Source organism: Rhizobium grahamii CCGE 502 (assembly GCF_000298315.2).
GTDB lineage: Bacteria > Pseudomonadota > Alphaproteobacteria > Rhizobiales > Rhizobiaceae > Rhizobium > Rhizobium grahamii.
In genome coordinates this window covers 19,756-33,253 of the sequence record NZ_AEYE02000026.1, presented here as the reverse complement: position 1 = coordinate 33,253, position 13,498 = coordinate 19,756, and the positions used below count along the sequence as shown (strand labels likewise).

At 56.0% G+C, this 13,498-nt stretch carries 10 protein-coding genes; 4 read left to right on the top strand and 6 right to left on the bottom strand.

Annotated elements, in window-relative coordinates; all coding sequences use genetic code 11:
- The first annotated feature begins 380 nt into the window (after positions 1 to 380).
- From RGCCGE502_RS21080 to RGCCGE502_RS21070, 3 genes are all read left to right on the top strand, one after another.
- On the top strand, positions 381 to 1,649 hold the full coding sequence (locus RGCCGE502_RS21080; protein ID WP_016556220.1) for a metallophosphoesterase family protein: 1,269 nt from the start codon (positions 381 to 383) through the stop codon (positions 1,647 to 1,649).
- Positions 1,650 to 5,150 (top strand): AAA family ATPase, encoded by a 3,501-nt coding sequence (locus RGCCGE502_RS21075; RefSeq protein WP_016556219.1) that lies wholly within the window; start codon positions 1,650 to 1,652, stop codon positions 5,148 to 5,150.
- Between the two features lie 308 nt (positions 5,151 to 5,458).
- Positions 5,459 to 6,406, top strand: coding sequence for a DUF3616 domain-containing protein (locus RGCCGE502_RS21070; protein WP_019280233.1), 948 nt, complete (start codon positions 5,459 to 5,461; stop codon positions 6,404 to 6,406).
- Positions 6,407 to 6,618: 212 nt separating this feature from the next.
- Here RGCCGE502_RS21070 and RGCCGE502_RS21065 read toward each other — a convergent pair whose 3' ends face one another.
- Positions 6,619 to 7,836, bottom strand: coding sequence for a helix-turn-helix domain-containing protein (locus RGCCGE502_RS21065; protein WP_141652395.1), 1,218 nt, complete (start codon positions 7,834 to 7,836; stop codon positions 6,619 to 6,621).
- Between the two features lie 56 nt (positions 7,837 to 7,892).
- On the opposite strand from RGCCGE502_RS21065, the gene RGCCGE502_RS21060 reads away from it, so the two are divergent.
- Positions 7,893 to 8,507, top strand: coding sequence for a response regulator (locus RGCCGE502_RS21060; protein WP_016556216.1), 615 nt, complete (start codon positions 7,893 to 7,895; stop codon positions 8,505 to 8,507).
- Positions 8,508 to 8,665: 158 nt separating this feature from the next.
- Here RGCCGE502_RS21060 and RGCCGE502_RS21055 read toward each other — a convergent pair whose 3' ends face one another.
- The 5 genes from RGCCGE502_RS21055 to RGCCGE502_RS21025 all read right to left on the bottom strand — a co-directional run bounded on the left by RGCCGE502_RS21055 (position 8,666) and on the right by RGCCGE502_RS21025 (position 13,486).
- The gene (locus RGCCGE502_RS21055; protein WP_016556215.1) at positions 8,666 to 9,271 is read right to left on the bottom strand and encodes a general stress protein; all 606 of its coding nucleotides are present in this window, start codon (positions 9,269 to 9,271) and stop codon (positions 8,666 to 8,668) included.
- A gap of 22 nt (positions 9,272 to 9,293) precedes the next feature.
- A complete protein-coding gene (locus RGCCGE502_RS21050) occupies positions 9,294 to 9,605 on the bottom strand; it encodes a PepSY domain-containing protein (protein ID WP_016556214.1) in 312 nt (103 codons plus the stop codon).
- A 1,165-nt stretch (positions 9,606 to 10,770) separates the two neighbouring features.
- Complete coding sequence (locus RGCCGE502_RS21040) at positions 10,771 to 10,986, bottom strand: hypothetical protein (RefSeq protein ID WP_016556213.1); 216 nt, start codon at positions 10,984 to 10,986, stop codon at positions 10,771 to 10,773.
- A gap of 238 nt (positions 10,987 to 11,224) precedes the next feature.
- On the bottom strand, positions 11,225 to 12,097 hold the full coding sequence (locus tag RGCCGE502_RS21035) for a Hint domain-containing protein (RefSeq protein WP_016556212.1): 873 nt from the start codon (positions 12,095 to 12,097) through the stop codon (positions 11,225 to 11,227).
- Positions 12,098 to 13,282: 1,185 nt separating this feature from the next.
- Entirely contained in the window at positions 13,283 to 13,486 is a 204-nt protein-coding gene (locus tag RGCCGE502_RS21025; protein WP_141652394.1) for a hypothetical protein, read from the bottom strand.
- Positions 13,487 to 13,498: the final 12 nt, after the last annotated feature.

Below are 13,498 nucleotides of genomic sequence, written 5' to 3'. Positions count from 1 at the left end.
TGGTACAGGTTCTTAGCCGCCAGAAGGTGTAGCGGTAGCTCTCCCTGGTCGGTAACCGATGTTTTATCCTCTTCTTGACGACCTCATTACAACAGGCGCGTCTTCGTTGGAGGTTTAATCGATCCCTTCACATAGGAGCCCTTCGGCTGACCTCGCGGCCGAGCGCAGCGTCTAAAGCACAATCCCGGGACTTTATTATATCGGCGCGCTTGCGACGGCGTTCGATCATCCACCAGCAGCGATGCAATTATTGCACCCCTTGTGACGGGACTCGGGTCGGCGGTACCGATCGACTGTGGAGAAAAGAACAAAACAGGAATTTAAGGTCGCGTGGAATCAGTTTGTATCGTAACAAGGCAGGTCATTGATGAGGTACTGATTTGGCCTATCGCTTCCTGCACACTGCCGACATTCATCTCGACTCGCCTCTCAGGACGCTCGCCCTGCGCAATCCGGAACTATCGGAGTTGATTAGCCTGGCGACGAGGCGGACTTTTGTACGGATTGTGGAGCTTTGTCTCGAAGAGCGGGTGGACGCACTTCTTTTAGCGGGAGACCTGTACGACGGCGAACAGACGTCGATGAAAACCGCCCGGTTCCTAGCCGAGCAACTCAGACGTCTTGATGAGGCGGGCATAGAGACGTTCATCATCCGCGGCAATCACGACGCATTGTCCAAAATAACATCTGAACTCGTTATGCCAGAGACGGTCAAGATTTTCGGTGCACAGGCCGAGGCGGTGGCAGTCCAACGAAAAGCTGGCGAGTTTCCGATCGTCATTCATGGCCTCAGCTTCGCGAAACCGCACGCTCCACAGAGCCTGTTGAAGCATTATTCAATGCCTATGGTCGATGCGGTCAATATCGGTCTAATGCACACAAGCCTTGGAGGTTCGGAGGGCCACGACCAATACGCTCCATGCAATGTTGCTGACTTGCATCAGAGTGGTTTTCGTTACTGGGCGTTAGGCCATATCCACAAACGGTCTGTTTTCGAACACGCAGCGTCCACCGTCGTAATGCCGGGAATGCCGCAAGGTCGTGACATCAATGAGGACGGACCCAAGTCAGTGTCGCTAGTGACGATCACAGACGACCGCTCGGTAATCGTCGAGGAGCGATACACAAACGTCGCTCAATTTCAGCGGGTATTGATCGACGTGTCAGGCGCAGCCGACTGGAAGGCATTGATTGGTAAAATGTCTGGCGGGCTGCAAGAATTGCGATCGAGAACTCACGCAGATCATTTGGTCGCTCGCATCCAACTTCATGGTTCCCATGAGATGGCATGGCGAATTCGTCGGGATCTCGATCTCATCAGGACCGAGATGGAGACAAGAGGCTCGATTATCGGCAACATTTGGATCGACAAGGTGCAGACATCATGCATCGCTGTGGATGATACGGAAGAGAACACCGCAAGTGCTCTTTCGGAACTGGCCTCCATCATCAATGCGGATGTCCTTGGCTCGACAACCTATCAGCAGGAGATCGCCACCATCGCGGACGAACTTCGTTCACAGCTCCCTTCGGAGCTCCGAAATATCTTCGGCACCGATGAGGCCGCCTTCCACGATATATTGGCCGGCTTTGCGCAAGAAGGCTCAGCTAACATTTTCGCAAGGTTGCGTAGCACGCAGGGGGATTGAATGCGCATCAACCGGCTTGATCTCACCCGATACGGCAAGTTTACCGACGGCGTGCTTGATTTTGGTTACCGATCGATCGGATCGCCTGATCTTCACATCATCTACGGTCCAAATGAAGCAGGCAAGTCGACAACATTTGATGCAATTGTTGACCTCGTTTTCGGAATCGGCACGTCCAGCCGATATGGCTTCCTGCATCCGTATCCGACGATGCGCATTGGAGCAGGTATCAATGTCGGCGGAAGGAACCGAGAGTTCGTTCGTATCAAGCGCCCGCAAAACAGTCTTCTCGATGACCAGGAACGCGTCCTGCCCGAGGTAGACATCAAGGCCGACTTAGGCGGTATCGACCGGGATGCCTTCGCCACGATGTTCTCGCTCGACGACGAGAGCCTGGAGAAGGGCGGAGAGGGTATTCTCGCAAGTAAAGGTAACCTAGGTGAGTTGCTATTTGCCGCAAGTGCTGGCCTGGCGGATCTCAGCAGGCAATTGACCGTCATCAGAGGCGACGCCGACACCTTCTACAGGTATCGAGCGAGAAGCGGAACGCTTGCCGAGCTGAAAGGCCGGATATCTGATCTGAAGCAGCAGCGAGAGGCGCTAGACCTGCAAGCGAGCGAGTTTTCTAGGCTCGTTATCGAGCGCGACAGGCTTGCTGGGCTTTACGAAGAGGCGATTGCCGCCCGGGCGGGAACGCAGCGCAGGATCGAGGAAGTGAGGTGCGTCCTGAATGCGCTCCCTGTCATGTCCCGTCGCGGCTCATTGAGGGATCGTCTCACTGACCTTGGCTTGGTGCCGCAGCCGCCAGAAACCTGGCGACAGGAGCTGCAGGAGCTAAAACGGAGCGAGATCGAGCTCCGGGTGAAGCTTGAGGACGTGTCTGCGACCGTGGCTTCGCTCGAGCGTGAGATCGAGGAAATTTCAATTGATCCTGCCGCGCTCGCAATAGCTTCACAGGTCGAGGAACTTTCCGAACTTAGGGCGCGCTATGTAACGGCTGAGAAGGATATACCCAAGCTGACCGCTCGGGCATCCGAGCTGTCCATCGAAAGCATCCTCATCCAGTTGGGGAGGCCGGGGCAGACAACTCCCGCAGACCTCCTTCTGGACGCAGCTACAACAGGATCGCTCCGGTCGCTGATGGAGTCGAAGTCGGGGGTCGACGCAAAATATTCCTCGGCGCAAGACGAGTTGTTGAGAGCCGAACGGGCACTCACGAACCAGGAAGGAGTAGAGGTCGACCATGCTTTGACCTCTGCAGAGCGCGTAAGCGCTTTCGAGAAACTTCAAGCCATCATCACAGCAGTCCCGAAGTCAGATCAGGATGTCGTCCTCCGATCATTGGCGCGTCGTGAGGAAATGGCACGCAGAACCCTGGCTGAAGCGTTGACGGCGTTGAGGCCGTGGCAGGGGCAGGTTGAAGCACTATCATCGCTCGTTCCACCCACAAGCGCTCGGATTGAATCCTGGAAGAAAAGCTTCACCGCTCTCGAGGACCAACAGCGGATATCACGGGCGGAGCTCCAGCGTCTTGAACTCGAAACAAGAAGGCTTGAGGCTGAAATAACGACGTTGCGTACGCAGGCGGGACGCATCGACGAGGAGATGGCAACGGTCATCCGCGAGGAACGGGACCACGCCTGGACCCTGCATCGACAAACACTCGACAACTCATCGGCCGATGCCTTCGAGATTGCGATGCGCCGTGACGATCATCTGATCGCACAGAGGCTTATGCATTTTGCTGATATGGGCAGACTAAACCAGCTTGGTCAACGGCTTGCGGTTGTTGTTGCAGATAGTCAAAGTCAGGAAAAAATACTCGCCGAGGCGCGCTCCGAGATGGAAGCACTGCGGTCCGAAATCCGTCGAGGTCTTGCGCAGTCGGGTTCAGATCCGGCCATAACGGAAAATCCCTGGGAAATGGAGGAGTGGTCACGCCGGCGGGAAGCGGCCCTCAAGAGTAGAGATGAATTGGCTGCCATCGAGCGGGAAATCCATGATGTTCGCGACCATGTCGACAGATCAAGGCGGTTAATCGTTCAAGCCCTTGCCGACGCGAAAATCCCCGTAGCCATGGACACTGATATTGGCTCGCTGATTTCGTTCGCCGAAACGGCATTGAATGCTTTCCACGCTTCTGCGAACTCGGCAGCACAGATTGACCGACTTCGGAATGATATCAGCGAGCGCAAGCATATCCTCGAAGCCGCTGACGAAGCCTCGAAAACTTGGCTATCCCAATGGAGCGCTCTTTGTGCAGCGTGCTGGCTACGTGACTTGGGACATATTCCGAGTGTCGGTGCAGTGACGGAAATCCTGACACTTCTTGAGCGATTGGCTTCGGCTGTGGATGCGAGGGAGAGCCTGGTTGACCGCATCCAAAAGATGGCAAAAGACAAGCACGTTTTCGAAATGAGGATCCATGAATTGAGCGTCTCCCTTGGCCTATCGGCCGAAGGAGCTCCACTCTCGCTTTGCCAGGCAATCTTTGCAAGGATTAAGACCGTCGGTCATAACGCCGACCGCCATCGAAACCTGAGAGAGCATCTCGACGGAGTGCGGCAAGACGAGCATGCACTTCGAGTGGGTCAGGGGCTTCTCATGGTCCGGATGAGCGAGATGATGGACTTCTTTAGTGTCGGCACTTTCGAAGCGGTCGAGACGAGCATTGATCTCGCCTACCGAAGACGCGACCTCGAAAACTCCATTGCTCAATCTGAGAGCGAGCTTTTCGAGATGACAGGTGCCTCGTCAATGGTCGAAATCGAGGCGATGACCGCTTCCGCTGACCGATCAGCGCTGGCCGATGAACTCGCGAAACTCATCCCGCTTCTCGACGATCAGGACGCTCGTTGCCGTGATGTATTTCACTGTCGATCGAAGGCGCAGGACTCACTGGACGCAATCGGTGGGGATGCGAGGGTTGCATCGATCGAGGAACAGCGCAGAACGGCATTGATCGAAGTTGAGGAAAGTGCCCGTCGCTACATGGAAATCCGTGCCGGCGTGGCTGCTGCAGAGCATGCCCTTGCAATCTACAGAGACCGTCATCGCAGCGGAATGATGGCCCGTGCATCGGACGCGTTCCGCACGATTAGTCGCGGAGTCTACCAAGGGGTCGCCGCTCAACCCGGAAAAGATGGCGATGTTCTGATTGCTGTCTCTGCGTCCGGCGGTTCGAAAGCGGCCAACGAGCTTTCGAAAGGGGCAAGGTTTCAATTGTACCTGGCTCTTCGTGTTGCCGGATATCATGAATTTGTGGCCAACCGGACCTCGGTTCCGTTCATCGCCGACGACATCATGGAGACATTCGACGATTTTCGAGCAGAGGAGGCTTTCCGGCTCTTTGCGGAGATGGGGACGCATGGCCAAGTCATCTATCTAACTCATCACAGGCATCTCACCGATATTGCCAGGAAGGTTTGTCCAAATGTCCGGGTGCACAACCTTGAAGACCTTGGCCGGCCAACAGGGTTCCAAGTTGTAGCTGCGGAATAGTAGCGGTGCTGCGCGACCGTTTTTGAGAAGATGCCCCTTCAACGGGACGGGGAGTGGACTACGGCCGCGGAGGTTGGAGCGATCAACAACAACTGGAGTCAACGGCGACGCGTTGCGGTGGGTGCTTATCGTTGGGTCAGGAATAGACGGAGAGTAAGCATCAGCTGCGCTGTCATAAGTTGGACCAAGACAGGCATAATCAGACTGATAGCGGAACTTGAATCGGGGACGCCCTTTGAAAGGCTTGCCGCATCGATCGATTTGAAGTTTGGTTGCCACGGTCGTAGCGAGCGAAACGGGAGGCTTGCGTGGGAAAACTTCCGCACATTGGACATGTCGAATTTGATTACTCCTGCATTCGGCATGCGCGATCGCTGATCAGAAGTTTGTCCGGCATCGCCATAACACCTGAATGGGCGTGGGCGATTTCAGATGAGGGTCGCACATTTGAACGTTTCAGAAGATTCAAGGACCGTTTTTTTCTTGTCGATCAGTATGAGCTCGACGGATTCTTTCCTGATTTGCCAAAGGGAGAAGCGGATCTTGAAGCAATAGATCTACAAGATTCCTCGTTATGGCTTTGCGGGTCCCACAGCTCATTGCTGACACACGACAAAGCAAAGACTGAACTAGAGAAGAAGCCGAGCCGCCGCTTAATCGGCACCGTTGTCTTGTCGGACAAAGGCCAGCCTTCAAACAGAGCCTTCTCGCTGCCATTTCAAGGAAGAGATAGCCTGCGTCATATTCTCGGATCCCATCCCTCGCTGTCGAGTTCGCTAGCGCTTCCGTGCAAAGGAGGAGGGCTGGATATCGAGGGAATGGCCGTTTGGGATGATGTGATTTGCTTCGGGCTCCGGGGCCCATTGGTGAATGGGTTGGCAGTCCTTGCCTATGTCGGTCGAAACGGCCCGCTCCGGCTTCCCGCAGGCATGCCGACCCTGGTTCTTCTTGATCTCGGGGGGCTAGGAATCAGGGACCTTTGCCGCTGTGGAGGCTCACTTCTGATCCTTGCCGGTCCAACAATGGATGCAGACAAACCGTTCAAGATCTATCGCAGGTCGTTCGGAGCCGGAGGCGTCTCGTCGCTCCAGCTGTTGCATGATTTTGAGGATGGCGTGGAGCATCCCGAGGGTCTCGCCCTTTTTCCCGGGCCGGAGAGTGCGGGCCTGCTCGTATTTTACGACAAGCCGTCGAAGAAGCGCGTCACCGGAAACTCTGTTTGGGCTGACTGGCTTGAACTGCCGTCAGGGCGTTGATGACCTCAAGGCGACACCCATGCTTCCGTGTTTCGGGTGGAGGATCATCTTCGACGTCACAGGTCGCAATGCCCGCGCGTCGACGCCGACATCGAATTGGCGGGGAAGCGGTTTTAGTCTTGGCGCGCTGGAACAAAATGTAGAGATCGTTTGGAGCCGATCTGCTAAGCCCCCAGGCGGACACTCACGATGCACATCCGAAAACAGACCTTTTAGGAGACGAAATGTTGACGACTGCCCCCTGCGCCGCAAACAGCCTCGCTACTGGGGTCCAGTGGGAGGTTCATCAGTCGCTCATACTCGATTTCAGGCGCGCCGTATACCTCACCCGCGGCGTCGATTAAGCCGTGTCGGCTGACAATCTCGACGCTATTGCGGGTCGACTTGATCAATCTTTCGCCCTCCAGGAGGTGCAGCGCATCTGTCACGGATGACCGCCTCACGCCCAACATGATTGCGAGATAATCGTGTGTAAGGTGGAAAGGATTCTGGTCGACGCGATCATGGACCATCAGCAGCCAACGCGCTAGCCTTCGTGGAATGTCGAGTCGGCCGTTCGCCAACGCAGTGTAACTCACCTGAATGCTAACCGAACGCGCAAACCGGATGGCCAGGGTTCGCAAACCGGCGCTTATTGCCAAAGCTTGTTTGAAATCGTCAGCGGCAATGGCCAAGGTATACCCTTCGATCTGGTTGATCAGCTCGAAGGGTGTCTCTTCATCACCCTCAGCGATGCCGAATCCGGTCATGCCCTCATTGCCGATCAATCCCGTTTCGATCCGATTTCCTTCGCGCGAGACAGCGACGAGGGAGGCGACGCAATCGAGTGGAAAATAGACGCGGCTTACGGATTGCCCCTGCATTTCCATAATCGCGCCCCGCGGCAAATATACCGTCCGAAGAAGGGGTAAGAGATCGTCGCGTTCAGATGCCGGTAATCGTCGAAGGATACCATTGCGGCCGACGTCCTCTGGTGTTGCTCCTCTGCGGTGAAATGCATCGAGAAGTGCCACGGCGATGGTATCGTCATCAAGCGGCTTCCTCAGAAGGATCTTGTCGGCATGACGCGCAGGTACAACATCAGGCTCATACCCAGTTGCAAAAATGAAAGGCACCCCACGGCGTTCCAATTCATCGGCCACAGGAAATGCCATTTCACCCCCCAGATTGAGATCGAGGATTGCTCCTTCTATGCAGGGGTTTGATCGTATCTGTGTAAGCGCACCTCGGACACCGGCAGTGGGGCCGGCAACGTCGACGCCGTGCGCTGAGAGTTTCGCAGCAAGATCTGTTGCAACGTAGTAGTCGTCCTCGACCACGAGTATGCACTTTCCTCGCAGTGTCTTCTCCACGGCTGTTCCTCCTCCTTCGCGAACGAAGATTTTAATAACCACATGGGAGAAAGACATATCTTGACGTGATAAACTCACGCCGTTCCGCCTCAAAGCGCCGGCAGCGGCGACCTTCTATTGACCTTCGATCGATCATGGAAGGTTCGCTGAAAGACCGTCACTACTTGGTATTTTCGTTCCCCAATTATTCTACCACGAAGCTGGCGGAACCGAAACTCCGCCCAAAGGTTGTTGTGTTTGAAACGCGGCATGGGCCAAGTCGGTTCCCGATATTCTTCTCCGAGGCCTACGTCTCCACTCAAGGCCCGCCGGCCACGGTCCATTATTTTGAGGGTGCTAAGTTGCGAATACTTGTTGTGGAAGATGAATTCCTGATCGCTATGGAAACCGAGGAGACTGTCAGCTCTCTCGGTCATGATGTCGTAGGTCCAGTGGCGACTTCCACCGAAGCGAAGGAAATGGCTTCTGGCTGCGAACTCGCTTTCGTTGATGTTCGGCTTGCAGATGGGGAAACCGGCCCGGCCCTTGCAGACTACCTTTTCGCCGAGCACGGGATAACCGTAGTGTTCACAACAGGAAATCCAGATCTTGTCATGAGGAGCGGATCAGCGGTTGGTGTTTTGCCAAAGCCCTTCGATGAAAAGGACATCTCGAATGCGATCAAATACGCGACCGCCCGGCGGAATGGTGAGAATCCTGAGCCATCGCCGGGATTACAACCAATCACTGCGAACCGACTCCGTATCTAGAGCTCGCATCGCTTGCGCGTTTCCACTTCCTGCCAGGCCGCAATTCCCCCTGTTCATGACGTGTGACTTGAGAAAGACGGCGTACGCATATGAATTAAAAGCGAAAACGCGTCGGGCGGCCATAGGCAGCCCGACTGGTCGTTCACTGCCGCAGCACATTATAGGCGGGTGCTGTAACGGTCGCGCTCGGACTCAATTTGCCCGGGCGTGTATGGATCGGCTCTTTCGTCGAATCGCGTCCAGCCCTCTTCCTGATAGCTTGCGCGCCTTGTCGCGTAGTCCACGGATCGAGTTTTATTGAGGGCCGCCTGCGCGGTCGCGACTTGGCTTTCGTCGACTCTCGCGGTCACTAGGGAGCCACCACGGCGGACGCCTTCGGCGTAGAAGTTTGCCTCTTCTTCCGGCACACCCTCATTCATCATCGCGCCGACAATCCCGCCAACAGCTCCACCCGCAACGGCACCTGCAGCCGCGCCGGCCGCGGTAGCAACGAGCCAGCCGGCCGCGACGACTGGGCCAACACCCGGGATTGCCATCAGGCCAAGTCCGGTCAGAAGTCCTCCGGCACCGCCTGCCAGCGCCCCCACCCCAGCTCCGGTGCCCGCACCTTCGGCCGCATGACTACCTTGACCTTCAACATCCACACCATTTGCTTTGTTCGTGACGATGCTGATGTCATCAGAAGGGATCCCTGCGTCCTCCAAGGCTTTAACTGCAGCGCGGGCGTCGTCGTAGCTGTCGTAGAGTCCTGTGATCGTTCGCATAATATTTTCTCCTGGAGCTTTCTTACTTCGCCATTGTCACGTTGCCCTGAAAGTCCAGGGAGACACCGGCGTCTTTGCCGTCCTTCTTGGCAGTCGCTCGCCAAACGCCTTGACTGTCTAGTTTCAGGCCCGTGACCTCTTTGTAACCAGCCTCCTCGATGCGAGCTTTCGCCTGATCCTCAGTAAAGCTGTTTTTGCCTGCGACAGGCGCAGCTGGGTTCTGCTCCGTGTTCACGGCCGGAGTTGTTTGCGATGGCTTCGGCGTTTCACTCTGAGCGAATGCAGCCGTGGCCGAGAGCAAAAGCCCGATCGAAATTGTAGTGATCTTATTCATCGTTTTCTCCTTGGTCACACCACCAAAACCTAAGAAAAAACAATTTGTTCCGGCAGTTATGCAAAAGAACGACAAACTGTCGACGGCTATGCGAAAGAATGTCACGCATGTCCGTATCGCGGATGGAGCGAAATATTTTGCCCCCCGGGTGAGGAGATGACGCGGAGCCATCGGCCATCAGATGAAGTTCGATCGCGACGCTGCCGTCCGTCCGTTAATCGGGCGCACAACGATTGCGGGCTCCTGCGCCAGAGCTTTAAATTCCGAAGGATTTGCGCAAGGGCGGGGGGCGCAGAGCGGCCAATGCTGAGCGATCGAATTGGAACTCCAGCTAGAGCCTTGATGAAGTCTTTAGGGACGTGCTCGCAATGAGGAAACCTCGCAGCGTCCGCCAGCTGCGAGGTCTCTTCTCTGGCGTCGCGTGCCCGACCCGCGTAAAAGTCCCCATGGTCTCGCTAGGGGCTGCTCACCCCTAAGCGTTTACGAGGATCAACCTGCCTTTTGACGCGGGTGTAAGATTATCTCCGACCCGTCTTGCGGCATACCTTGCCAAGGTAGCATTCGACCACCGCAGCCAAATCCGCTTCGAGCTAAAGTGCTTAGGCTGTGGAAACCCTGTGCACAACGAGTGCAAAAGAAATGTTCACTCAAAAATCGAGCGGGAGTTGCGCGTTGTTGGTCGAAAGTTCGCGCCTGTCTGAGGCAAACCTCCCGGAAGATCCGTTTCGGGCGATGGATGGGACCTGCAGGGGTTCTCACCCAAAAAATTCAGGACTCCCGGCACGTGGGGCTGTGAGGATTTTGCAGATGACGAAACGGACGGCGCTCGGGCGTCAGATTCGCCAGGAGTTCCAGTTCCGCGCGATGCAGGAGGCTTGTTGAAGGTTCCGTCTCATTCAAAATCGTCGAGGACGATATACAAACAAAGAAGGGCCAACATAATAGGAGGCCCTTAGGTGTGAAGGCTGAACCTTTGGAGGGGAACAACCGCCGCCAGAAAGCATGGGGCATCCGAAAGTTGCGACGGTTATACACGATATACGTGAATTGTCCGCCGCTGCCAAGAACCTTATTCCGGACGGCGAAAAATAGAAACGCAAAGGAGCCAAGCGTCTTTAGGCAGGCCATTGGAAGATTCTGCCTATCCCACCAACTCACCGCTGTCTCACACGCCCGTTCCGGCGGCAGATGTCGAAGACAATGCTGTGATGGGTGTGGCGCTAACGAATAGCGAAGAGTGTGAATTCATGATGCGGCCCGATGACAGCTTCAACAGTGGGCCGTCAATCTCCATCACCGATTCTTCAAAGACTAGCTCTCGCCAGCCGTCGGAGGTGCCCTCAATGAAGACGAATTTATAATTCAAACCGACATCAAACATTATTCCCCCCGGATACCAAACTTGTCTCCGACAATGCTTAGCTCAAATTGGTGATGCAAGGCATCAATTCGGGCGTGCCTCGGTCGTCTCTCGTTCGGCCTGAGATAGTCCGGGAGAAGGGCGTGGGCCAGTCTCTGTCCTCACGCTTCGGCGACCGAGAGGACTGGTCGCGTCACGGGGCGACGATCGGAGGTAACCGATCGTCGCAGTTCAGGGATGCCCTACCAGGCGACCAGTGTCACGTCGCAAGTTCCCTGGCTCGCGTATTGATCGCCTCGCAGGCGTCCCCGAATGGATCGCGCATCGGCACTAGAGGCGAAGCGCCAAGCAGAAGAAGCGCCTTCAGATGCTTCCAGCCACCTTCCTCGCCCAACACCGTCGCGTAGGATGTCATCACAGTGCGCTCCTCGGCATAGAGGCGCTTGTACTCCGCAAAATTGGAGAAGCTCTCGTGATTACTCTCCGACGGATGGAAAGTCTCGGCCACGGCGCCTTCAGCGAGAATGACTTCGTGGGTACTAAGCAGGACGGCATAGTACTCAATCGACGTTTCATCGGCCGGAACGACCGGCGCGATTGTCGTGCCGTTGACGAGATCCCTCACGCGGATCAGCACGCCATTCAGAAACAGCGCGTGGCCTGGCGAAAGGTAGAGATCGGAATGTGGTGTGCGGCTATCCAGCGCGTGGCGGGAAACGCGGATCGGCACGATGCCTTCATGCCAGCGCGCGCCACTCTTCTTGAACACCTGGCGGCCGACCCATTTGACCGGACGGGCGCTCCCGTCCGGAAGGGCAACGTTATCGCCGACGCGCAAATCCTCGACAGGCTTTTCGCCGCAATCGGTGAGGATCGCCGTTCCACGCAGGAGGCACTGTGCTCCGCCGCCACCACCACCGCCGCCGGAACCTCCGTGTCCACCGGAACCGTTCCCGCCTCCACCGGAGTAACCCCGCCCCCAGCGCCGCCCCATTGCGTTCGCGGGAGACTTGGAAGCTGCCGTCGCCAGAGCCGCAACACCGGCGAGCCGCGCACCGGCGGCAGCGGCAACACCTAGAAAATGTCTGCGCGCGGTATTGCGTGGCAGCCTGTCATCATTTTTGTCAGGCATCCTGACAATCCTCTAACAATAGATTTCGGATCCAAGCCGCCGTTGAGTACCGTGGGGCTTGGCGTATTCAAGGCGTCGGAAACCAATGCAACTTTAATAAAGAAGATGATTTCCTTCCATGTCACCAAAAGTACTAGGCGTACAACCATCGAAGAAAAGGCCAAGAATAACAGCGCATCGCGGCAGCGCAGATCTACAGAACGGCAGGGCAAGGGTAAGCGGTTCGCAACATAGATGTTCCGCGTCGATCCCCAATCTTGGAATTGTTGTACGGTTTCGTACGGGACCTTGGTCCAACTTACATAGCTCGCCGCACTGGGGGTAGTCTTGCTGCCGCAACAGGGATTGGAGGCTCGGTAGTGCTCACTTATCAGAACCCTGCATGGCCTCCCCTTGATTGGAGGTAAAGAATGCAAGTTACACGTATGCTAGAAGCCGATCTCGCGGTGCTCTCGCTGTCCGTCCAATTATGGTACAGACATTTTAAGGCAGAGCCCGATGAGAAGACATCAGAAGTGATCTGCAGCGCAGCTATCGATCTATTCAACCAAGGGCATCGTACGCAGGAGGAACTCACGCGTATCCTGATTGCCCGGTTCCCCGGAGTATTTGGGAGCATTGCAAATGCTCCCACCTCGATAGCCGTCCATTAACATCTTCTCGGGATGTCGTAAGTCAGCATTGGGCGAACCCGCTTGGAGAATACCGTTGACCCCGTGGTCCGGAGTTCGACGCGCCGGATCACTCTGAGGCGAATTTCTTGATGTGACGAACGCCGATAGTTCGCCCGCCGACCCGCCATGGTTGGCTCATGTGCAGTCAAGGCGGCCAATCCTTTGTCCGGGTTCGGGCTGCCATCGCTCAAGTGGGCATGCCTTCCTTCATCCAGCAACAGCGCTGGTGTCTCCATGCAGCCGCCCCGTGCTTTGGAGTCTGGTTCTCGCCGATGGGATCTTAATGATGTGCGCAAGGTGCTGCTTTCGTGAACAGGATCTGAGCCAGCGCCGAGCTACCACCGGAGCTTCACAAGCGAGGCAATCCTGGGGCGGCTCAGACTTCAGTTCAACACAAGCTCAATGGCGAGCGTCGTGGGAGGCTTTGGAGTTCACAAAAGGGTTGAACCGCGTTAACTTCGGAGCATTATCCTATTGAAGACAAACATAAAGTTGATGCTTGTGGTGCAAACTACAGCCTGGTTTGTTTGATGGCAGGCGTTGGCCCGGAGTAACGTTCCTCGCCATTCACTGCATTGTCGCGGAAAAACCGATGGTTCGGCTCGGTGCTCAGGCATTCGATGAGCTCGGCCAAAGGAGGCGGCGCGGCGGATGAAAGGTTCAGAATTTCCTGGCGCGGCGACGTCTTCTGTCCGGTCTTTTCCAAAATCCCCAAGGAACGGTCGGA

Bases quoted from the DNA above. Each gene is read 5' to 3' on its own strand.
- RGCCGE502_RS21075 (WP_016556219.1), top strand. From the start codon at position 1,650: ATGCGCATCAACCGGCTTGATCTCACCCGATACGGCAAGTTTACCGAC.
- RGCCGE502_RS21060 (WP_016556216.1), top strand. From the start codon at position 7,893: ATGGAAGGTTCGCTGAAAGACCGTCACTACTTGGTATTTTCGTTCCCC.
- RGCCGE502_RS21055 (WP_016556215.1), bottom strand. From the start codon at position 9,271: ATGCGAACGATCACAGGACTCTACGACAGCTACGACGACGCCCGCGCT.
- RGCCGE502_RS21050 (WP_016556214.1), bottom strand. From the start codon at position 9,605: ATGAATAAGATCACTACAATTTCGATCGGGCTTTTGCTCTCGGCCACG.
- RGCCGE502_RS21040 (WP_016556213.1), bottom strand. From the start codon at position 10,986: ATGTTTGATGTCGGTTTGAATTATAAATTCGTCTTCATTGAGGGCACC.
- RGCCGE502_RS21035 (WP_016556212.1), bottom strand. From the start codon at position 12,097: ATGCCTGACAAAAATGATGACAGGCTGCCACGCAATACCGCGCGCAGA.